Source organism: Kaistella yonginensis, from assembly GCF_030409525.1.
Taxonomy (GTDB): domain Bacteria; phylum Bacteroidota; class Bacteroidia; order Flavobacteriales; family Weeksellaceae; genus Kaistella; species Kaistella yonginensis.
Genome location: NZ_JAUFQB010000048.1, coordinates 1 through 19,930, shown reverse-complemented (window position 1 = coordinate 19,930; position 19,930 = coordinate 1). Strand labels below are relative to the sequence as shown.

The 19,930-nt window shown below is 35.3% G+C and carries 20 protein-coding genes and 4 tRNA genes; 11 read left to right on the top strand and 13 right to left on the bottom strand.

Annotated features, from left to right (window positions below):
• Positions 1 to 122: 122 nt before the first annotated feature.
• On the bottom strand, positions 123 to 713 hold the full coding sequence (locus tag QWY78_RS09945) for a hypothetical protein (RefSeq protein ID WP_290219376.1): 591 nt from the start codon (positions 711 to 713) through the stop codon (positions 123 to 125).
• A gap of 336 nt (positions 714 to 1,049) precedes the next feature.
• Here QWY78_RS09945 and QWY78_RS09940 point away from each other — a divergent pair.
• The 5 genes from QWY78_RS09940 to QWY78_RS09920 all read left to right on the top strand — a co-directional run bounded on the left by QWY78_RS09940 (position 1,050) and on the right by QWY78_RS09920 (position 7,022).
• A tRNA-Ser gene (locus QWY78_RS09940) sits at positions 1,050 to 1,136 on the top strand.
• 349 nt (positions 1,137 to 1,485) lie between these two features.
• Positions 1,486 to 2,007 carry a WD40/YVTN/BNR-like repeat-containing protein gene (locus QWY78_RS09935; protein WP_290219374.1) on the top strand — a complete coding sequence of 174 codons (522 nt, stop codon included), beginning with the start codon at positions 1,486 to 1,488 and terminating at the stop codon, positions 2,005 to 2,007.
• 264 nt (positions 2,008 to 2,271) lie between these two features.
• On the top strand, positions 2,272 to 3,417 hold the full coding sequence (locus QWY78_RS09930) for a choice-of-anchor J domain-containing protein (RefSeq protein ID WP_290219372.1): 1,146 nt from the start codon (positions 2,272 to 2,274) through the stop codon (positions 3,415 to 3,417).
• Between the two features lie 399 nt (positions 3,418 to 3,816).
• Positions 3,817 to 4,530: a T9SS type A sorting domain-containing protein gene (locus QWY78_RS09925; protein ID WP_290219370.1), complete on the top strand. Its 714-nt coding sequence runs from the start codon at positions 3,817 to 3,819 to the stop codon at positions 4,528 to 4,530.
• Positions 4,531 to 5,141: 611 nt separating this feature from the next.
• Positions 5,142 to 7,022, top strand: coding sequence for a hypothetical protein (locus QWY78_RS09920; protein WP_290219367.1), 1,881 nt, complete (start codon positions 5,142 to 5,144; stop codon positions 7,020 to 7,022).
• Between the two features lie 36 nt (positions 7,023 to 7,058).
• On the opposite strand, the gene QWY78_RS09915 is transcribed toward QWY78_RS09920, so the two are convergent.
• The 3 genes from QWY78_RS09915 to QWY78_RS09905 all read right to left on the bottom strand — a co-directional run bounded on the left by QWY78_RS09915 (position 7,059) and on the right by QWY78_RS09905 (position 7,419).
• Positions 7,059 to 7,131, bottom strand: a tRNA-Lys gene (locus QWY78_RS09915).
• An 81-nt stretch (positions 7,132 to 7,212) separates the two neighbouring features.
• Positions 7,213 to 7,298 (bottom strand) — tRNA-Leu (locus tag QWY78_RS09910).
• 48 nt (positions 7,299 to 7,346) lie between these two features.
• Positions 7,347 to 7,419 (bottom strand) — tRNA-Lys (locus tag QWY78_RS09905).
• A gap of 107 nt (positions 7,420 to 7,526) precedes the next feature.
• Here QWY78_RS09905 and QWY78_RS09900 point away from each other — a divergent pair.
• On the top strand, positions 7,527 to 8,036 hold the full coding sequence (locus QWY78_RS09900; protein WP_290219365.1) for a shikimate kinase: 510 nt from the start codon (positions 7,527 to 7,529) through the stop codon (positions 8,034 to 8,036).
• Here QWY78_RS09900 and QWY78_RS09895 read toward each other — a convergent pair.
• Positions 8,033 to 8,470 (bottom strand): RNA-binding S4 domain-containing protein, encoded by a 438-nt coding sequence (locus QWY78_RS09895; protein ID WP_290219364.1) that lies wholly within the window; start codon positions 8,468 to 8,470, stop codon positions 8,033 to 8,035. The two genes, QWY78_RS09900 and QWY78_RS09895, sit on opposite strands and share 4 nt — an antisense overlap.
• A gap of 59 nt (positions 8,471 to 8,529) precedes the next feature.
• Between QWY78_RS09895 and QWY78_RS09890 the strand changes: the two genes are divergently transcribed.
• On the top strand, positions 8,530 to 9,237 hold the full coding sequence (locus QWY78_RS09890) for a hypothetical protein (protein WP_290219362.1): 708 nt from the start codon (positions 8,530 to 8,532) through the stop codon (positions 9,235 to 9,237).
• A 68-nt stretch (positions 9,238 to 9,305) separates the two neighbouring features.
• Here QWY78_RS09890 and recO read toward each other — a convergent pair whose 3' ends face one another.
• Genes recO through QWY78_RS09870 form a run of 4 tightly spaced genes read right to left on the bottom strand, consistent with a single transcriptional unit; the run spans position 9,306 to position 13,938 of the window.
• Positions 9,306 to 9,995 carry a DNA repair protein RecO gene (gene recO / locus QWY78_RS09885; protein WP_290219360.1) on the bottom strand — a complete coding sequence of 230 codons (690 nt, stop codon included), beginning with the start codon at positions 9,993 to 9,995 and terminating at the stop codon, positions 9,306 to 9,308.
• Positions 9,995 to 12,214 (bottom strand): type IX secretion system anionic LPS delivery protein PorZ, encoded by a 2,220-nt coding sequence (porZ, locus tag QWY78_RS09880; RefSeq protein ID WP_290219359.1) that lies wholly within the window; start codon positions 12,212 to 12,214, stop codon positions 9,995 to 9,997. The genes recO and porZ overlap by 1 nt, the downstream gene beginning before the upstream one ends.
• A 4-nt stretch (positions 12,215 to 12,218) precedes the next feature.
• The gene (locus tag QWY78_RS09875) at positions 12,219 to 13,169 is read right to left on the bottom strand and encodes a bifunctional metallophosphatase/5'-nucleotidase (protein WP_290219357.1); all 951 of its coding nucleotides are present in this window, start codon (positions 13,167 to 13,169) and stop codon (positions 12,219 to 12,221) included.
• On the bottom strand, positions 13,162 to 13,938 hold the full coding sequence (locus tag QWY78_RS09870) for a 5'-nucleotidase C-terminal domain-containing protein (RefSeq protein WP_353960527.1): 777 nt from the start codon (positions 13,936 to 13,938) through the stop codon (positions 13,162 to 13,164). The genes QWY78_RS09875 and QWY78_RS09870 overlap by 8 nt, the downstream gene beginning before the upstream one ends.
• 104 nt (positions 13,939 to 14,042) lie before the next feature.
• On the opposite strand from QWY78_RS09870, the gene dapA reads away from it, so the two are divergent.
• Entirely contained in the window at positions 14,043 to 14,915 is an 873-nt protein-coding gene (gene dapA, locus QWY78_RS09865) for a 4-hydroxy-tetrahydrodipicolinate synthase (RefSeq protein WP_290219355.1), read from the top strand.
• 115 nt (positions 14,916 to 15,030) lie between these two features.
• Here the strand turns inward: dapA and murA are convergent, their stop codons facing one another.
• The 4 genes from murA to QWY78_RS09845 all read right to left on the bottom strand — a co-directional run bounded on the left by murA (position 15,031) and on the right by QWY78_RS09845 (position 18,333).
• On the bottom strand, positions 15,031 to 16,338 hold the full coding sequence (gene murA, locus QWY78_RS09860) for a UDP-N-acetylglucosamine 1-carboxyvinyltransferase (protein ID WP_290219353.1): 1,308 nt from the start codon (positions 16,336 to 16,338) through the stop codon (positions 15,031 to 15,033).
• A gap of 2 nt (positions 16,339 to 16,340) precedes the next feature.
• Positions 16,341 to 16,982: a DUF4290 domain-containing protein gene (locus tag QWY78_RS09855; RefSeq protein ID WP_290219351.1), complete on the bottom strand. Its 642-nt coding sequence runs from the start codon at positions 16,980 to 16,982 to the stop codon at positions 16,341 to 16,343.
• A 443-nt stretch (positions 16,983 to 17,425) separates the two neighbouring features.
• On the bottom strand, positions 17,426 to 17,836 hold the full coding sequence (locus tag QWY78_RS09850; protein WP_290219349.1) for a thiol-disulfide oxidoreductase DCC family protein: 411 nt from the start codon (positions 17,834 to 17,836) through the stop codon (positions 17,426 to 17,428).
• On the bottom strand, positions 17,836 to 18,333 hold the full coding sequence (locus QWY78_RS09845; protein ID WP_290219347.1) for a heme-binding domain-containing protein: 498 nt from the start codon (positions 18,331 to 18,333) through the stop codon (positions 17,836 to 17,838). The genes QWY78_RS09850 and QWY78_RS09845 overlap by 1 nt, the downstream gene beginning before the upstream one ends.
• A 146-nt stretch (positions 18,334 to 18,479) precedes the next feature.
• Here QWY78_RS09845 and QWY78_RS09840 point away from each other — a divergent pair, with 146 nt between their 5' ends.
• From QWY78_RS09840 to QWY78_RS09830, 3 genes are all read left to right on the top strand, one after another.
• Positions 18,480 to 19,118 carry a peroxiredoxin gene (locus tag QWY78_RS09840; RefSeq protein ID WP_290219345.1) on the top strand — a complete coding sequence of 213 codons (639 nt, stop codon included), beginning with the start codon at positions 18,480 to 18,482 and terminating at the stop codon, positions 19,116 to 19,118.
• 9 nt (positions 19,119 to 19,127) lie between these two features.
• On the top strand, positions 19,128 to 19,436 hold the full coding sequence (locus tag QWY78_RS09835) for a thioredoxin family protein (protein ID WP_290219342.1): 309 nt from the start codon (positions 19,128 to 19,130) through the stop codon (positions 19,434 to 19,436).
• Positions 19,437 to 19,519: 83 nt separating this feature from the next.
• Positions 19,520 to 19,768 carry a DUF6952 family protein gene (locus QWY78_RS09830; protein ID WP_290219340.1) on the top strand — a complete coding sequence of 83 codons (249 nt, stop codon included), beginning with the start codon at positions 19,520 to 19,522 and terminating at the stop codon, positions 19,766 to 19,768.
• Positions 19,769 to 19,930 lie beyond the last annotated feature (162 nt).

The window sequence follows — 19,930 nt, the reverse complement described above, 5'->3', positions numbered from 1 at the left end:
GGAATTGTATTAAATCAATTTATGCTTATATTTGAAGAAAGGCTCAAATTATAAAAATTCAAGCCTCAAACTTTTCAACTTACACACTTTACGGGATAGTGTCAAAATTGAGGAGCACCCTATTATTTATCTCTCCATTCGTAATTATAAGTTGCTCTGAATCCTTTTCCAAAGTTCATTTGGATGTATTTTTTGGTTCCGGGCGTTCCTTTTAAAATTGTCTTTTCTGTGGTCAACTTGCCATTCATATCTTTTGTAATATATTTTGTTCCTTCTGCAGTAGCAAAATACACCCCCATTCCACCTTGGTTAAAGAAAATGGTTTGTTGATCAGGTTTCCAACCTAACGAACTCAGTGTTTTTAGGGTGAAATTAATAGACGCTTTCTGATCTGCAACCAAAACAGCAGCTGGTTCAGACCATATTACATTATACTTAACTGCGGCGAGTAAAGTTCCGGTTTTCACGTCGGTTCTTTTGTGAGAAATAATTAGATTTCCTTTCGCACCTGTAAAACTAACCACGTCTTTCATTTTTGAAGTGGTACCTGCCAAAACAGATTCTCCTTGGCGGGTTCCATCCTCAAATTTATAACTTGTAAAATACCAACCGGGGCCATTTTGCGCAAAACTGGTGTTCAAAGCCAGAAGAATTAAAATTAAACTTGCCATTGGTGCCGTGTTCTGTAAAAAAGAACGTAAGATTGTTTTCATAATGATTGTTTTTAGACATTAATTTTTAGTTAATTGTATTCCCTCTTTTTTAATTAGGTTTGAGTGCCACTACGACGATCTGATCTAAAAAATTATAATTATCATCCTTAAAAAAAAGCGGAGACAAAATCTATTTTTTTCTTTACTCTAAGTTACGCTTAAACGAAAAAAAATCAAAATGATTTTTGTCAACTTTTTGATGTTAGAGGTTTTTTTCTAGTGTCAAGCTTAATTCCACCGAAGTATTTATATTTTAAGAAGTGTAACAAATCATAAAAAAGTTTCATTCCTTATTCAAAATTGGATAAAAAGTCTTATTTTTGCACTCTTCAAACCAGAGAGGTGTCCGAGTGGTTGAAGGAGCTAGCCTGGAAAGCTAGTGTACGGGCAACTGTACCGTGGGTTCGAATCCCATCCTCTCTACAAACAGTGTTGATATTCAATGCTCTAAATAATTTACACTCATAAATGTAAAATTGGGTGTTTTTTTATTAATGTAAATATAGCTTTGAAATTTTGTTGAATCTGTATTATTTTGTATCAGCGAATTTGATTGAAACTCTATTATTGCAAGATAGCCGGTTAAGGGCCGGCATTCGGTACTTTAAATAAAAAAAAGCGTCTAATTGACCGCCCAAATTCGGAGTAAATTGACCACTAGTTTCAGAGCAAACTGACAATCTGGCATCGGAGCAAATTGACCACCTTGATATTCGCTTATTTTTTAAACATAAAACTGTGATTGTAATATATCTTTACCAAAATTTTATAAATGAAAAAAATCTACTTATTTTTATTAATGCTATCCTCTGCTTTAATGTTTTCGCAAACGAAAGATTTTAGCGAGATGATTAACGCTGGAACTTTTACAGTTCGAGAAATTCAAGATGTTGCAGAACCTTACTTTGAAATCAGAGGAAAAGGAAAAGGAACGGGCTATAAACAATACAAGAGATGGGAATATCAAGCATTAAGATCAATGCAAGATAATGGTGTTTTAAAATCACCTCAATTCTATTATGATGAATTAGAGCGTTACAATAAGTATCGCAATGAAAATGCAATAAATTCAAAAAATGCTCAATCAGATACTAGTAGTTGGGAACAATTAGGACCCTATTCTAAAAACTCCTCTTCTAGTTCATCACCAGGAACCGGTAGAATCATGGCATTAGCAGTGGACAAAAGCAATGCCAACCACCTTATTGTAGGTTCTGAAACTGGCGGTGTGTGGAAAAGTACCGATGCTGGTGTAAATTGGACACAACTTTCAGATAACCTTGTTAATATGTGAGTTAATTCATTAGCTATAGATCCAACCAATCCTTCAGTTTATTTTTGGGGTTCAAATAACGGAACTATTTTTAAATCTGCAGATGCAGGAGCAACGTGGAATCTTCTCGCAACAGTAGGTTCAGGTCTTGTAAATAAAATTTTAATTGATCCTTCGAACACAACAAAACTTTATTGTAGTGTAGAAAATAGTGGTATTTACAAATCTACTGACTCTGGTACTACTTGGACTGCAATTAGTTCTCTGCTTAATGCGGGATATGATGTGGATTTTAAACCATTTAATCCTAATATTGTTTATGCTTCTGGTAACTTATTTTTTAGATCTACGGATGGTGGTGCTACATTCTCAAATATGCTAGCTTCTCCCGGGATTCCAAATTTCACAACAGAATTTATAAGTGGTAACTTAAATTGGAAAACGGTAAGCCAACACAATGGAGCGGCTACAATTCTTCCAAAAACCGGTTCTGGTTTAGGTCTTTTCTCAACAATTAATTCTAATACTGGAGCTTCTGGTAATAGAACAAAAATAATTACCCCAGCATTAAATTTAAGTACTGGAACAAATCCAACTTTAAAATTTTCATATACTTTACCAGATTATTTTGGTATTGTAGATGTATTAAAGGTTTATTACAAAACTTCTGCTTCAGGCACATGGATTGAAATACCTACTGCAAATTATACAGATGCACAAGAAACTTGGTTAGATGTTACTTTAACTTTGCCAAATTCATCCGCGGATTATTATATTGCTTTTGATGCTGAAATTGCACCAGATGAAGGCGGTAAAGGTGTCACTTTAGATGATATTTCTATACAAACCAGCACAGGAACTATCTTTTCTGACGGTTTTGAAACGCAAGTAACTAACAATTTTGGTGATGGAGCAAAAATGATTGCTGTTTCTGAAAACAACCCTTCGTTAGTATATATTGCCGAAGCTAAAGCGCCAAGCACACTAACTACTTATTTTGGTGCGCTTTACAAATCTACAGACAGTGGTGTAAATTTTGTGAAAATACCTCAAACCAAAAATCTTTTTGGTATAGCATCTGATGGAAGTGGTACTGATGGTCAAGCACCATTACACATGGATATTGCCGTAAGTCAAACAGATGCTAATACCCTATTTATAGCTGGTATTAATACATGGCGCTCTACAGATGGCGGTGCAAATTTCAGTCTTGCATCACATTGGCAAGATTATGTAGCTGCAGGCGACAATATAGGATACACACATGCAGACATTTGTATTATGGAAGCCGTAGGATCGAAGGTTTATATTGGATCAGATGGTGGCTTTTTTGTAGCTAACAGTCCTTTAGCAACCATGAATACTAACTTTTACACTGATTTATCTACAGGTTTAGGCATAAGACAATTTTATAAATTTGGAATTAGTTAAACCAACCCAGTTGTAATTACTGGTGGTTCTCAAGATAATGGTAGTTCTGGCCGAACTACAGCAGGTGTTTGGTACGATTGGCTTGGTGCTGATGGAGGGGAAGGTTTTGTAGATAAAAACGATTCAAATCTTTTATATGGTTCAAAACAATATGGTGGTTTTAATAGAACAAGTACTGTTAGTACTGGAGGAGGAGTCTTTAGTGTTGGAGCCACTCCTGATGGTCAGGGTAATTTTATAACACCAATAGAACAAGACCCAACACTTGCAAACACTTTTTATACGGGATACAAGCATGTTTATAAAACAAGCGATAATGGTGCTAACTGGACCGCAATTTCACAAAATTTTGGGGGTGACCTGTATGAGCTTAAAATTGCGCAATCCAATAATTTAGTTATGTTTACTAGTAAATCAGACAAGCTTTATACAACAACTACTGGTTCTGGAACTTGGGCACAATTAACAAATTATACAGGTGGTTTTATAAATTCAATTGCTATAAATCCAACCAACCCTTTAAAAGTTGCAATAGCTTCTAATGGTGCAGAAAAAGTACATGTTACAACTGATGGTGGTGCAACTTGGACATCATATAAATACGATTTACCAAATTTTACAGCATTAGCAGTTGTTTGGGATAATAATGGAAATGATGGATTGTATGTTGGAATGGATTACGGAATTTATTATTTAGATAACACAACCAGCAACAGTTGGAAACCTTTTGTAAATAATTTACCAAACGTAAAAATAAGCGAATTAGAAATAAACTACGTAGATAATAAGCTTTACACTGCAACCTATGGTCGTGGTATTTGGAGATCTCCACGTTATACTACTGGTACATTAAGCACAATAAATGCAGAATTAGAAGAAGGAATTTCTATCTATCCAAATCCTGCTAAAGGAAGTTTTTATATAACTTCTGCTAAAGAAGAAACAGCATCAATCAGAATATTCGATGGATCAGGAAAATTATTGTATTATTTAAAAGATGTTAAACTATCAAAGCAATTTAAAATTGACATCTCAAAATATACAGCAGGTTTATACTTTGTAAGAATTAATAATGAAAAAGGTGTAGTAACTAAAAAGTTAATGGTTAAATAATTAACCACTTTTCATTAAATAAAAAAGTCCTCAAGAAATTTTTCTTTGAGGACTTTCTTATTTACGATTTAATAGTCAAAAATAGAGTAATTTGTAATCTCACCCATCTTAGGCAAACTCAAAAGTAGAATTTTCTGTTAATGTGTCGCTGCTGGTGTTGTAAAAAATTTTGTTGGAATGTGGGAAACTCATTGGCATTACCGCACGCAAGTTTTTAATATTTCATCCAAAAATCCATTGATACCTTTTAAATGTTCTTGTTTTTCGGTAAGATTACAGAACTACTATTATCTGTTTATATCCTTATATTCACCTACAAATGATGCCACATTAATCGCGTTTTAAGCTTGGTAAAAAGGGAAGTAATATCAATATAAAACATCTATTAATTAAATTTTCAGAAGTTTTTACAATAATATAATAGCGAGATTACTGGATAAATTCGATATTTTTATTACCGCTCAATTTAAAGACTTTGCGAAAACACCCAATCGCGCTATAGGTATTCGCAAGGTTTTTGATATTTATTATAAAATAACACAAGGTTATCGGATATTTGTTATGAGATATAAAATATAAACATTAATTTTATCTATCTAAAAACACAAATCATGAAAACTCAAAATCGATTTTTTGCGTTGTTACTATTATTTATTTCCACAGCAAATTACTGCCAAGATTACATCAGGGAGAACACATATTTGGACGCAGTAAAACTCGCTGAATTATATGAGAAATCTTATTTTTCAGAATATCGATTATTATTAAAAAAATACAATATAAAAAATGTAATTGAGTTTCAATCTAATCCATTTTTTCAAAACTTAAAATATAATCAATCACCACAATCCCCTATAGATGACAAAGACATCCTTTTTTATAGGGAAGTAGAAGCTAAGTATAATACACAAAAGACTATTGATTTAATAAAACTAAATAAATTAGTTCCTGCTATTTCAAGTCCGATGAATTTTCAGTCAGATGCAATCAATGGAATAGCAACTTTTATGGCGGGGAGATTTAAGCAAGAAGTTCTACAAGTTACCATCAATCAATTCTTTAAACATATAAAAGAAGATAGTTTTACAATCGTTGAAGGAATGTTTCCTAAAACTTTTAACTATGTAAAAAGTATGGATAGTACCAATACTTACTATAGTGCAGATTTAATTTTACTAAAAGAAACGGCTCAATTAGATTTAAACGAGGTTCCAAAAAACATTGCCATCCGCGCTGAAATTATTTTTCCTGGGCAACCTGACTATTACTATGATATTTTCAAATCAAGCTATGAAGCATACGATTATTCTAAAAGTGGAAAATCTATCAATTTGCTCTTTAATACTTTAGCAAAAAAAGAGGGATACAAGAATGTTCAATTTAAAAACTTACTAATCACTGCAGATATTATTTCGAAAGCGATGGAAAATGAGGAGGATGAAGAGCAAGTGTGGATCCCACTTTCTAAAATTTTGCCACAAAATATAGATGAAAACATCGGAGATGAAACGCTTTTTTTCTACGGTTTACTTTTTGAACAATTGAAAGAGAGAATTCCTGCTTTAAATAATCAAGATATTGGAAAAACTTCTAAAAATTTATATTCACTTTTTGATTTTATTGTAAAACTGAATGCAGTAAATATATATGCAAAAGAACAAAATTACCATATAAAAACACCAGAACAAGCCATCATTTATATAAAAGACATCAATGAAGTTTACACCATTTTTTTAAAAGGAGTAAAAGAAAATCAATTATTTTCTGATTTTAATTTGGAAAAATTAGACTTAGAAATTCCTGTAAAATACATCAATATTATAGAAACTTTTATCAATAAAAAATACGACAAATTAATACCTTTAGCACTCACTGAGTTTCGAGAAGAAATCGGTAAAAATAATTACAGCCGAACTTTAATCGCATTATCTCAAATAGCTGTGATAGAGAATCCAAGTGATATGGAAGCGGTTTTACAATCTTACGCATTGCCAATTGGAAGTTCTTCTATAAAAAGACATAGCACCTTCAATGTTTCATTGAACGGATATGTAGGATTTACGGGTGGTTTTGAAAAAGCCTTTGGTTCCAATACGCAACAAACAAAAGGAAATATTGGACTTGCAGCGCCTATTGGGTTATCTTTTACGACTTTAAAAGGTCGGTGGACAGCATTTGTGAGCATTATAGATCTTGGAACAATTGTGAACCAGAGATTAGGAAACGATACTACCAACTATGGTGGTTTAAAATTTGAAAGTTTTCTGGCTCCTGGTTTAGGTATGTACTACAATATAAGAAATTTACCAATATCGTTCGGGATGCATTACAACCGTATTTCTAACCTTCGAAATATAGATTTTAAAGATGGTATTGCAACTACTACCGAAACCAACGTGAGTGTAAATAGACTCAACTTAAGTATTCTGGTAGATATACCGTTTTTTAATATATATAATGCATCAAGCACAATACTTGCGAAGAAAAAATAAAAAAACCGCCTCGATATGGAGACAGTTGATTTTTTGTGACCCGGCTGGGATTCGAACCCAGGACCCATACATTAAAAGTGTATTGCTCTACCAGCTGAGCTACCGAGTCTTTTTAATTAGTACTTAATAAGACAAAATGAAAGCGATAATTATTAAATAGTAATTATCAATTATTCATTGTTAATTGCTTTGGTGCCTGCGACTGGACTCGAACCAGCACATCCATAGGAAACCACCCCCTCAAGATGGCGTGTCTACCAATTTCACCACGCAGGCAAAAAAAATCCGAATCGTCTTAGAACGAGACGGAATATTTTTCGCTTGTGACCCGGCTGGGATTCGAACCCAGGACCCATACATTAAAAGTGTATTGCTCTACCAGCTGAGCTACCGAGTCGGTCACCATTAAATCTGCAGAATTATATTCTCGTTTTAAAGTGGTGCAAAGATAGGCCTTTTTTTAAAATCTCAAAATTTTTTTGGTTATTTGTATAAAATAAAAATATGATCATTTCACTTATCGGCTATATGGGAAGCGGCAAATCTCACATTTCCAAAGTTTTGAGCCAAAAACTAGACGTAAAATTAATTGATTTCGACAAGGAAATTATTTTTAGAAACAACATGTCAATCCCCGAAATCTTCGAAAAACGGGGCGAAATATTCTTTAGAAAACAAGAAAAATTACTTTTAGAAGAAATTTTGTCTACCGAAAAAACTTGTATTCTAAGTTTAGGTGGTGGCACCCCCGCTTATTACAACAATATCGAAGTAATTACCCAGAAAAGTACAAGTATTTACCTGCGGACTTCTGTAAAAACCCTTACCGAACGATTGCTAAAACAAAAGCAGAAACGTCCGCTTATCGCGAAAATTTCCGATGCGGATTTACCGGAATTCATTGCCAAACATCTTTTTGAAAGACAGCCTTATTATGGCCAAGCAAAATTTACGGTAATTACCGATTCAAAAACGCCCGAAGAAATTGTTGCTGAAATTATCGCTTTGCTTTAGTCTTCTTTGGAATCTGTAACATCACTAAAAAAAAGATCCCAATCGCTATCGCCCATATCAACCCTGCTGTCGCCTTCTACAAAGCCGTCAATATCACGACGGTCTTTTTTAGTGGGCCTACCCTCCCCTTTGTTTCGATAATGTTCGGCGCTCAAATTGCGCAATTTCAAAATTTCGTATTGTTCTTTATCTGTGTGGTCTTCAATATGCAAGGGAACTAATTTGGGGCCGATTCGGCTTTTCGGAATTTGAATAACCTTGGCCTGATAGTCGATTTGGTTTTTTCTGATTTTAATCACGTCCCCTTCTTTCACCTCTCTAGAAGATTTTACCGTTTGGCCGGAAACCGACACTCTGTTCTTTTTAATTTCATCTGCTGCGATGCTTCGGGTTTTATAAAAGCGAACAGACCATAAAAACTTATCAATTCTCATATTTTATTTATACTTTTGCTGGATTAAATAATTTTAGCAATTTAATGATAATATTAAATATGAAAAAAACATTTTTGTTCCTTGCCTTGGCTTCAATTGCATTGACTTCATGTAGAAAAGATGAAGAAGACGTAATCCCTGAAGTAAATATAGAAACCCAAAATAATTACGATAACGAAGCGGCTCTGAAGTTCTTGGACACTCATGCTTTTGATGCAAAAGGAAATCTTAAAGATTATGTAGAGACTGATACTACAATGGTGAAATTAGCCAGTTTAAGCCCGATTACGCTTCCATCTGGCGTAATCTATGTTGTCAGACCAAGCGCACAACCTTCACCTGGATCTAACATTGGAAGTACTGACATTATAAAATTAATGAGTACCACGGTTACTTATGTTGCAACCAATACCGATGGTAAAGTTGCATTTACCTCACCATATGTATTTAGAAATACAATTGCTGGTTCAGGAATCCCGGAATTAGATCCTGCCTATTATTACGTTAAGCAATCGGTTTTAGATAACGCAACTGGAGATTTGGCAAAACAACGCAGCTTCTACGAAATCGAAGGATTTAGTGAAGGCTTACAGAAATTCAAAGCATTCGATCTTGCTGATGAAAGTAATTATAATTTGCAAGGGGTAATTATTGTTCCCTCTCGTTTAGCATTTGCTCGTGATGCCCATTTCAATTACAGTGGCATCGCGTTTAAAGACCGAAGTTTTGTTTTTAACTTTCAGGTTTATAAAACAACCGCGCGCTAAAAAGCCTCTGCCTAGAAATACAAAGTCCCTCTTAAATAAAGGGACTTTTTTGTTTTTAGTTGGTCCTGTTATTCGAAAACCTGCCGAACCACCGCTAAGGAATTAGGGGTATAAAAGCCGGTGATATGAATATGGCAGTAGATCATTAATGAATCTAGAAATACACTTCTTTCGTCCCTTTTAAGTCGTAATTCATAGGCATTTTCATGGCGCAGAAAAATCTTCCACAAAGCAGAGACCTTTTCATCAAATATGGGATTTGCCATCACTTCTTCGAACAAGCCGCTTTCGGGGTTGAGAAATTTTTTATCTTCAGAAAAAGGTGCGATGCCTGAGATGGTTAAGAATTGTAGGATAAACACCAAATAGGCGTCATAATTCTGCATACTGATTTCTTTTCGCACCTTAAGTATTTGTTCAAACAGCACTGGATTTTTACCTTCTTCTCTTAAAACCTGATGTAAAAAATCGGCGGTAAAAAACAGAATCGTATTCATGGCTACGTCATCAAAAGTATAATGATCTGGAGCGAGTTCAATTTTAGAAATGCGCGCAATTTTTTGGTCTGAAACCACTTTAGTAATGGTTATATTCAATAAATTAAGCGGAAAGAGGTAGGGTTTCTTTTTATTTTTTGCTGCATAAATTCCTTTCGCAAAGAAACTTTGAAAGCCATTTTCGGAACAAAAACAGTGCAGTATGGCATCATTGTCACCGTACTTTAAGTAAGATAAAAGAAAACACGTTTGAGTTTGCATTAATTCACGACCGCGATTTTTGCGGTTGCCGTATCGGTCCCGTCTTCATTGGTCATCAACACAAAATAAATTCCAGAAGCCACCCGTATGCCACGATGATTTGCAAGATTCCATTCGTAGGAGCCACCTCTGGCTACCGCTTGGTGAACGAGATTGCCAGCAGCATCAGTGATTCTGATATTGGTTTTAGCAGCTAAACCTCGAATGCGAACATTGCCTTTGTATTGTGCATAAACAACGGGATTTGGATAGACCAAGACTTCGCCAAAATTCTCCGTAACCTCTAAAACATCACCCTGATAAACCACGATGCCATCCAAGGTTACGAAATACACCTTTCCTGTCTTGCTGTCGACCTTAATATCGGTAACGCTATTGGTGGGTAACGGCGAATTAGCTCTGGTAAATTGATTGAAGGTTTGCTCCCCATTTGAACTTAAATAAAACACGCCACCATCATCTACAGAAACCCATTTCTGATTTCCGGAATCTACTTCAATCTGCAAAATCTGACTGTCTCTAAACAATTCTTCGCCGGTACCATTTTCTTCAATAATAATGGGTTCGGACTGTGGATTTTCTTCATCGATGGACGCAGAAGGGTTTGATAAGATGCGAAGACCATTTTGGGTACCAATCCACAGGTTATCATTTTTATCAAGTGCGGCGGAAACGACCTGATCAGCAGGCAGGTTATTTATTCTTTTCAAAATCTTAAAACGATCATCACTTAATGTGTTGGGTGTGTTTTTGTAATCATACATCAACAATCCACCACCGGTGTAAGGAGACGGAATATAAAGGATACCTGCGTTTGCGAAAGGTTTCTGAACAGATTGGCCCGTCACTACTTCTACTGGTGTAAAAGAATTGGTGCTAGGCGTGTAATAATAATACCCAATTGTTCCATTAAAAGAAGCGGACACAAAAAGCTGGTTATTTTCATCAAATGTTAATCCAACTACCCTTTTTAGGTAAGGATCAGAAGTGGCATACTTGCTATCAAATTCATTATTTTGCATTTTATAAATCCCTTTCTGCCCATCGACAAAGGTAAAATTTACAAAAAATACTTCGTTAGGTTTTGATGGATTTATAACCGCATCCAACACATTGAGAACTCCGGGAAAAGTTTTAAAATACTCTGGATAAATCCACTCCGTTCCATTAAAATGATAATAGCCCAGGTTGTTATAAATTGGAGTATTAAAAGCACTCCTCCCTCCCGTAGAAATCACCAATTGGTCATTATGAATATTAATTTTGTACGAGGTGTTGCTATACGGTCCTGCTGGTTTAATTTTATCGCCAGCTTCACTAATTAATCCCGAAAATCTAGACCCTGCAAATACCATCGAACCGGCATAAAAACCAGTATTTAATGATTCAGTAGCCTCGAAAGATTTTACAGGATTTCCTGCTAAGTTAAATACATAAACTTTCGATGCATCGGTAACGGTCATCGTTTGATCAGTCACCACTACATCTTGAATTGAAGAAAAGTTTTGGGGAATCGCACTAAAACCCGTTCCGGCACCGAAAAAAACTTGATTTGCACTAGAATAAGCAAGGAGATTACCGGATGATATTTGGGTGAAATTACCACTAGCAACGGTCTCCCAAGTATTATAAATTGGGAAAGTTACATTCATCTCATGTCTTTTCAATCCGCTAGAAGTTACTGCATAAACGAAATCATCTTTAATCACCGCCTCTTTTGATGCTTGATAATTACCACCGAGAATGAAAAACGCAGAATCTCCGAATTCTTTTTTATCCAACCTAAAAATAGAAACTCCATAACCGACTGATATCACTGCCAAATTACCTGCAATCGATATATGATTTATTTTTTTATCACCGGTGTAGCCTGTTGCAATTGGAATATCTACCACATATGTAATTCCTTCGGGAGTTATCACGTCCAAAGCACCGTTTTTATAACCTACCAGTCCGATTTTGGTTTCGGGATTATAGTCAAAAGCTGAAATTTTAACTTCATGTAAGCCATTGGCTTTAGACAATTTGGTGATTTCCCCAGTTGCGGGGGTGTAGAAAAAAATCCCATTTTCTGCGGCAGCAATCAGTTTACCATTGTCTTCTCGAATGGATAAAACATTATTGTAGGAAAACAAATCGGTCCATTTGGGCGATGATATTTTCTGTGCAACCAGGTTTAGGGAAAGTACAAAAAGTAAAAGTGGCAGTATTTTTTTCATAATATTAAACTAAAATGCGCTCATCTATAACTTGATTATTCCATGAAATATTTTTCACCTTTTTATTTTTATCGAAATAGAAAGTAATTTTCCCTAAAAGTAAGCCCGCCCAACCTACTTGGTTAACCAAAACATTTTGGCCACTTTTATTGATAATGGATTGTGGCTCTGGTAAAAATGTATGCGTATGACCACCCAAAATTAAGTCGATTCCCGAAGTATTCGCAGCTAAAATTTTATCTGAAATTTTCTTGGGATCATCTCTGTAATCATATCCAATATGCGACAAACAAATCACCAAATCACATTTTTTATCCTTTTTCAGAAAATCTGCATAATGTTGTGCAATTTCAATGGGATCCAAATATTGCGTCTCACCATAATCTTTCTTACCGACCAGACCTTCCAGCTTTATCCCAACTCCAAAAACCCCTACTCTAATTCCATTTTTATTAAAGATTTTATATTTTTCTGTTTCTCCGTCGAGAATGGTATTTTTAAAGTCATAATTGGAACATAAAAAAGGAAACTTTGCCACGGGTCGTACTTTCTTAAAACCTGCTAAACCATTATCAAAATCATGATTCCCCATGGTAGAAGCATCATAACCCATCATCGACATTAGCTTAAATTCGAGTTCGCCACCAAAAAAATTGAAATAAGGTGTTCCTTGAAAGGTGTCACCCGAATCCAGCAAAAGCACATTGTTTTCCTCGCTTCTTATCTTTTGAACCAAAGCGGCTCTTCTGGCAAACCCACCTTGATTAGGATTGCGGGTGTAGCTGGAATCAAAAGGTTCAATTCTGCTGTGTTGATCATTGGTATGAAGAATTGTGAGCTGACTTTCGGAAGCTAACTTTAAGGCTGAAAAATCCTCTGCCATCAAAAAATTAGGAACCAAAGTCATAGCCAATGTTCCACCGCCCAGCGTTGTTAGAAATTGTTTCCTATTCATTTGTCTTATTTTTTTTATTTTTAAAATTGAGGCGCATATCGGTTGGAACTTTAATTTCAGGATTGGCAATAAATTTCTCTAAAAATAAATCACGTAATTTTATTCCGGTTGGAATCAATTCGCCTTTCTTAAAATAATCCATATTATCACCACCCAACGCCAAATAGTCAGAGGTCGCAATATAATAGGTTTTGGTGGGATCTACAGGCATCCCATCAATTAACTGATTGATGATTTTATCCCGATCCGTTTCAATGATGATATGCGACACGGGGTTATTTTTCAGGGTTTTTAAATAATAATCAAAAAGTCCCTGTAAATCATTTCCTTTCATTTTCACAATGATTACTTCATTCTCAAACGGCATCACCTCATAAATCTGCTTGGTCAGAATATCGCCCACTCCTATGGTTGTGCGGATTCCGCCGATGTTAATCACTGCCCCATCTACGCCACTCGAAATGCCGTTTTTCTTCGCCCACGCGTCAGCCCCTTCAAAAGTAAAATCTGCCAAGAGATTTCCTAAATTACTGTTATCACCTTGTTTTGTTAAATCAACAGAAGTATGGGAAATTTTGGTATTCATCTTCCCTTCCAGTTCCATTCTGTAAGGCTCAATAATGCTTTTGAAAACCTGATCTTCTGGTAAATCTTTCGATAAAGAGATATTTTTATCGGTTTGTATATTAACAATATTCAGCGGTGTTTTACACGATATAATCGATAAAATTGCTAAACCCGAAATCAGGTATTTGGTCTTCATGTTCATAAAATCTATTATTGCAAATATAAAGATATGAATATAAACTTATCCTATTTTTTAATAAATTCTCATTTTAATTTTTGTAATTTTGAGACATTAAATTAATAAAAATGAGCAATTTAAAAGGGGTGGGTGTGGCTTTGGTTACGCCTTTCAATGAAGATTTATCCGTGGATTTTGATTCTTTAACCAAATTGGTTGAATATAATATCGCTAACGGAACTAATTATTTGGTTGTTTTAGGAACGACCGCCGAGGTCGCAACACTTTCAGCGGAAGAGAAAAAGGCAGTTATTCAACAGATCATAAAGGTTAATAATAAGCGTCTGCCTTTGGTTTTAGGAATCGGTGGAAATGACACGATGGAGGTGAAAAAACAAATCGAAGAAACCGATTTATCCGATTTTGATGCCGTACTTTCTGTCTCTCCTTATTACAACAGACCTAGTCAGGAAGGGCTTTACCAACATTACAAAATGCTGGCCGAAACAGGTAAGCAGATCATCATTTATAATGTTCCCTCTAGAACTGGGCAGAATGTGGAAGCCTCTACTACTTTGAGATTAGCAAAAGATTTTCCCAATTTATTTTTAATTAAAGAAGCCGCTGGAAATATCAATCAATATTTTGATATTTTACGACAAAAACCTGAACATTTTAATTTGGTTTCTGGTGACGACGAATATACGCTTCCTGTAACTTTAGCAGGTGGACACGGCGTAATCTCGGTGATTGGACAAGGGTATCCGAAAGAATTTTCAACCATGGTGCAATTGGCTTTTGACGGAAAAGTAAATGAAGCTTACAATATCCATAATAAAATGGTTGAAATCACTCGCTTGATTTTTGCAGAAGGAAATCCGGCCGGAATCAAAACAATCTTAGCAGAAATGGGAATCGTGAAAAATTATGTAAGATTGCCTTTGGTCGTGGCGACGGAAGGATTACAGAATAAGATTAAAGCTGAAATGGCAAAAATATAATGCCTGCACTTTACCTATAATTAAAGGACTCTTTTTAGGAAGAGTCCTTTAATTTTAATACGTTATTATTGATGAAAAGGTTTACTCTTGGTGAACCTTATTTCACCGCTTTGCTTTAAATTCTCTTAATATCAGCACCGATTGCTTTCAGTCTTCCATCAATATTTTCATAGCCTCGATCGATCTGCTCAATATTATGAATGGTCGAAGTACCTTCCGCAGAAAGTGCCGCAATCAACAGTGCATTTCCAGCTCTGATGTCTGGTGAAATCATCGTGGTTCCTCGCAACGGATATTCGTGGTTCAAACCAACGACAGTTGCTCTGTGCGGGTCACACAAGATAATCTGCGCACCCATATCAATCAATTTATCGACAAAGAATAAACGGGATTCAAACATTTTTTGGTGCACAAGCACTGTTCCTTTAGCCTGCGTAGCTACCACCAAAACAATCGATAGTAAATCTGGTGTAAAGCCAGGCCAAGGCGCATCTGAAACCGTCAGAATAGAACCGTCGATAAACTTCTGAATGGTATAGTTTTCCTGGGCGGGAATATAGATATCGTCTCCCCTTTTCTCCAACTGTATTCCCAGTTTTTTAAACGTGTTTGGGATAACGCCCAACTCTTTCCAATTTACATTTTTGATGGTGATTTCAGATTTTGTCATGGCAGCTAGGCCAATCCAGGAACCGATTTCAACCATATCAGGCAGCATCGTATGTTCGGTACCGTGTAATTGCGCAACCCCTTCAATGGTCAATAAATTGGACCCAATTCCCGAGATATTCGCCCCCATTCTATTCAGCATTTTACATAACTGTTGCAGATAAGGTTCGCACGCGGCGTTATAAATTCTGGTTTTTCCGTTAGCCAACACCGCAGCCATTACAATATTTGCTGTTCCTGTAACCGAAGCTTCTTCTAACAAAATAAATTTACCCTGAAGTTCTTTGGCTTTTAATGTATAAAAATATTCTTTTTCGTCGTAATAAAATTCCGCACCCAATTCTACCAATCCTTGAAAATGAGTATCCAATCGGCGTCTACCGATTTTGTCACCGCCAGGAGTCGGCATGTATGCTTCGCCATATCGTGCCAACATTGGCCCCAGCAACATGATCGAGCCACGAAGTCTGGCACCATCTTGTTTGAAATCGTCCGATTTGATGTAGTCAAAATTTACAGCATCTGCCTGAAACGAATAATCACCCTGACCATTTTTCGTAACCTTCACCCCGAAATCTCCTAAAATTTCAATCAATCGATTAACATCATGAATATCCGGAATATTCTTTACGCGAACAACATCATCGGTCAGCAATACGGCACATAAAATCTGTAGGGCTTCATTTTTAGCACCCTGCGGTGTAATTTCACCATGCAGTTTTTTACCTCCTTTTATTTGAAAACTTCCGCTCATTCCTATTTCCGGTTTTTATTATTTTGAAAATTCTTTCTGTTATTTTGACTTTTCGGATTATTTCTGGGATTCGATTTATTGGTTCTGTTGGTCGCATAGTAAATTTTGCTCTTTTCCAAAGAATCCAATGTGGTTAAATCCAATCTGTTGCCAGAAAGGTCTTTTAAATGACGGAAAATCACCTCATCCTGCACATGTTCTTTATTATAAACATTGTACGATTTTTTCATATTATTAGCAATTACCTGGATCAATGCATCTTTTTCATCGCCTGCTTCCAATTCGATTGCTTTTTCTATTAACTGCAAAATACTTTTCCCATAAAATTTAAAATCACCCTGTAATTTAGGGTATTCCATTCTTTTGGGTTTCACCTGCATTTCTTCCTCAGTCGGGATATGGTAGGGCGAATCAACATCTAAATCATATTTAGCCAGAATAAAAAGATGATCCCATAGTTTATGTTTATAATTCGATTCATCTCGAAGTTGTGGATTTCTTTGACCCATAAAATCAACTATCGCCACAGCCATTTCATTGCGTTCTGCTCTATTTTCTATCTCCTTACAACGCTCCACGAGCTGCTGTATAATTCGGCCGTATTCCGGCATTTGGAGTTGGGTTTTGCTAGTATTATATTCCATAAGTGCAAATATAAGAATTTGTTAAGGTTATTGGTTTTAGTTGTCTTAATATTTTTGTTGGGCGTGCCCCTTCGTCGCCATCACTTTCCCTTCGCTACTTCGGGTCGGTCTTCAGCTCCCAATCTTTTTTTAGACAGAATTTTGCATAAAAGAAGAGTTCGCAAAAAAAAGGATTTCCGCCTACGCCCTCACGCAGACCTGTCCATAAACTCAAATCAATTTTAATAAAGAAAAAGCAGAAATTTCAATAATGAGAATAATTATATGATATAATAGGTTTCGGCTAACTCCGATGGAAAATCTTAATTGGCAAACGGGTTAAATCCCGGTTCCTATTGATAATGACAGCCTCTAGAATTGACATACCAAAAAAACGATTATCACAACTCTGTCTACTATCTTTTATCTATAAGCGAAGCGGTCTATTATCTTTAATCTATCATCTAAGAAATAAACTTCTTGCGCTCTTCCGCGGTCGGAATCTCACAAGCGCCAGCCACAAGCTTCTTACGGTTTGCTGCAACCTTATTGTAGAAAAAATCTGTCAGCGAACTTGGTAGGTATCGCAAATAAGAAAGAAATTGATAAGAACCACCGATGATTTCTGATATTTTAAAGACCGCTTGTGATTTTTGCAAATAATATTTTTCCGGTTTCCACAGATAAAGCGTGTCCAGATTTTTTGATTCTAAATTTCTTTCGTTCAAAAATTGTTGTCCAAAATCAGATTGTAAAGATGCAAACAGAAAATTATTTTTGGTATCTTTTTTTAAAATCCAATGCACCCAAAAATTACAAAATCCACATTCGCCATCATATAAAACAAAATATTTAGTGGTATCGAGGTTTTTCATTATTTCGTATTAATAGCTGATTGTTCCACCGCAGTGGGTAGATCATTTAAAATTCGGGTATCATTCTCTATAAATTTGAAATAATCAATCATTTCTTTTTTATCCACAGCACTTAATTTAGCTTCAGAATGCACAATTATATAAGAATCCAAAGGCATTTTATTATTTTCAATCATTTCTACGGCTTCATGTAATTTTTTCGCTTGTCTTTTCTTGTCGTAGGTGGCAAACGTAGAAAAGTTTAATTCTTTTCTTCCTTCTTGAATATGGTTTTCTAAAAACCAACCGAAAGGTTGAATATTAGAATACCACGGATATTTTGATTCATTGCTGTGACAGTCATAGCAAGCATTTCTAATTAAGATCGCTGTTTTTTCGGGCGTATTTTTAATTTTTAAGAAATCCATTTTCGGCGTGGCCACCGGATTATTTTTATCAATAGGAAAAAATTGGATAAGAACAAAGGCGACGATGATAATTATCAGTGCTTTTTTCATGAGGAGTATTTTGTCCTGTGAAATTATAACTTTAATTTTAAATAAGAATACTCTTTTATGGTTATAGATTTTATAAATCGAAAATGATTTTATGATTGATGAAAAATTTGTACTTTTGCACTAGAAAATTTTAAAACAAAAATATTATGTCATTAGTAGGAAAAAAATTCCCAAACATCGCAATTGATGCAATGTCTGAAATGGGTGATGATTTAAAAATCAACATCTTCGAAGAAGCAACTAAAAACGGGCAAAAAGTTCTTTTATTTTGGTATCCAAAAGATTTTACTTTTGTTTGTCCGACTGAACTTCATGCATTCCAAGAAGCTTTAGGGGAATTTGAAAAAAGAAATACCAAAGTAATCGGTGCTTCTTGTGATACCAATGAAGTACATTTCGCTTGGTTAAATACAGCGAAAGACAACGGAGGAATCGAAGGAGTTACTTACCCCATTTTAGCAGATACACACAGACAATTGGCCAATATTTTAGGAATCGTTGATCAAGATTTCGATTATGATGAAGAAGGAAACGAATCATTCTCAGGATCAAATGTAACGTATAGAGCCACTTATTTGGTAGACGAAACAGGAAAAATCTTCCATGAAGCGGTAAACGATATGCCATTAGGAAGAAATGTGAAAGAATTTTTGCGATTAATCGATGCGTACACCCACGTGCAAAAACATGGTGAAGTTTGTCCAGCAAACTGGGAAGAGGGAAAAGATGCAATGAAAGCAAACAGAACTTCGACCGCAGAATATTTAGCATCTCATAAAAACTAAAAAAAAAAAATGTATACAGAATTAGCAGAAGATACTTTGCAACAAATCGTTGCAGACAATGAAAAAGTAGTTGTACAATACGGAGCGACATGGTGTGGTAACTGCCGAATCATGAAGCCAAAATTTAAAAAATTGGCAACTGAAAATGATGAAATTCCTTTTCTATACGTTGATGCAGAGAAATTACCTGAAAGCAGAAAATTAGCAAAAGTTGATAATTTACCTACGTTTGCGATTTTTAGCAAAGGAGAGTTGGTAAATCAGGTTCAAACGAATCAGGCAGAAAGTCTTATTAATCTTTTTAAAGAATTGAACTAATGAAATCGCCTTTATTGGTTTTCTTATGAAAGTCGATGCAAACTAGGCGATAACATTTTACCATTAAAAAAATAAATTTATAAATGAAATTACCCATTATCAGACAGTTTTATCAAACTCAAACTGTGGAGAATTTAGAGAAAACATTAGAAACGATTGAAGCATTTACAGAATTCCGAGGAACAACCGAAGAAGATTTGAATGTTGCTGGAGAATTGATTACCAATATCTGTGGCGCGCTCGAAGTTCATGCAAATGTTGCCAACGGAATGGCGGAAAGAGATGCCCTGAATTCTTTTGCACAAAAAGTTTTAGGCTCGATCGATAAGTAGTATTTAGTAAAAATGAAGAAGAAAGGCGGGAAAATTATTTCCCGCCTTTTTTATTTTAATGGTAGTGTCCCACTAACTGTGTAAGTTGAAAAGTTATTCTGAAAAATTTTGAGCCCTTAAAGCTCAAAAAAATTTTTCGGAAATAACTTTTTTACTATTTTT